Genomic DNA, 1440 nt, shown 5'->3' with positions numbered 1-1440 from the left:
TAATAGAAACTGCACAATACAGAACAGCAGGAAAGGGCGCGCTTGAACGTGGGCTGAACCGCCCCGGCTTTACCGGAGACTCCATATCTTGAGAGGATGGAGTTATGAACTCACCAAAACGATATTCCCCAGAAGTCCGGGAGCGAGCTGTTCGATTAGTCCTTGAACAGCAAGGCGAATACCCGTCCAAGTGGGCGGCGATCTGCTCCATTGCCAGCAAGTTTGGCTGTACACCAGAGACCTTAAGAGCCTGGTGCAAACGCTCAGAACTCATGCAGGAAGATAGCTCGGTTAACCTGCCTGAAAATGAACGACTCAAGCAGCTAGAGCGTGAAAACGTCGAATTGAAGCGCGCCAATGAAATTCTCCGTAAGGCGGCTGCTTTTTTCGCCCAGGCGGAGCTCGACCGCAAACCCAACTGATGGTGTCATTTATCGACGAGCATCGTGCTCAGTTCGGGGTCGAGTCGATTTGTAGCCAGCTGCCAATCGCCCCATCGACGTATTACCACCACAAGGCACTTGAGACCGATCCTGAGCGGCGGGCAGATCGATATCGGCAGGATGCGCTTCTTACCGCTGAGATTCAGCGAGTGTGGGAAGAAAATTTCTGCGTCTACGGTGCTCGTAAGGTCTGGCGGCAACTCCGCCGTGAGGGCGTTAATATTGCTCGCTGCACCGTAGAACGACTCATGCGACGCCTGGGAATTCGCGGCGTAGTGCGAGGCCAACGCCCTTTCACGACGATCAGTGATCCCGGCCAGAAACGAGCACCTGATTTAGTGAAACGCGACTTTACGGCCATGCGTCCTAATCAGCTTTGGGTGGCCGATTTTACGTATGTCGCTACCTGGTCTGGCTTCGTTTACGTTGCTTTCGTTATCGATGTTTATGCACGCTGTATCGTGGGTTGGCGTGTAGCGACGTCGATGAAAACGGCACTGGTGCTGGACGCTCTGGAGCAAGCTCTGTGGGCACGAAAACACAGACAAGGGTTGATCCACCATAGTGATAGGGGAAGCCAATATCTCTCGATCCGCTACACCGAGCGTATGGCTGACGAGGGTATCAATGCCTCAGTCGGCACCACCGGCGACTCCTACGACAATGCGCTGGCCGAGACCATAATCGGCTTGTTCAAAACGGAGGTGATCCATCATCGTGGCCCATGGAGAGGGCTGGGTGCCGTTGAGTATGCCACGCTGGAGTGGGTTGACTGGTTCAACAATCGCCGACTACTGGAACCCATCGGAAACGTTCCACCAGCAGAACGAGAAAGGACGTATTATCGTCAACTGGAGGAGTCGGGTGAAGCTGCCTGACTCAAACAAACCGGTCTCCGGAATAACCGGGGCGGTTCAGTGTTGCGTGCTGTTTGGTACGGGGGCTAGATAGCGAGGCATTGCAGCGAGAGGTGCTTGCGGGTAGCTGCGCGAATTGC

At 54.7% G+C, this 1440-nt stretch carries 1 protein-coding gene and 1 other annotated feature; the gene reads left to right on the top strand.

Annotation, left to right across the window (positions count from 1 at the left end):
- Positions 1-104 precede the first annotated feature (104 nt).
- A protein-coding gene (locus MOY_RS16480) for an IS3 family transposase (RefSeq protein WP_105208836.1) occupies positions 105-1321 on the top strand; the annotation gives its coding sequence in 2 pieces (ribosomal slippage) (positions 105-390 and positions 390-1321; 1218 coding nt in all).
- Positions 380-496 (top strand) — a sequence feature (AL1L pseudoknot). It overlaps the preceding gene by 117 nt.
- Positions 1322-1440: the final 119 nt, after the last annotated feature.

This window comes from Halomonas sp. GFAJ-1 (assembly GCF_000236625.2).
Classification (GTDB): Bacteria; Pseudomonadota; Gammaproteobacteria; order Pseudomonadales; family Halomonadaceae; genus Vreelandella.
Note: the sequence above shows the minus strand (reverse complement) of the source record. Positions and strands in the feature narration are given on the sequence as shown.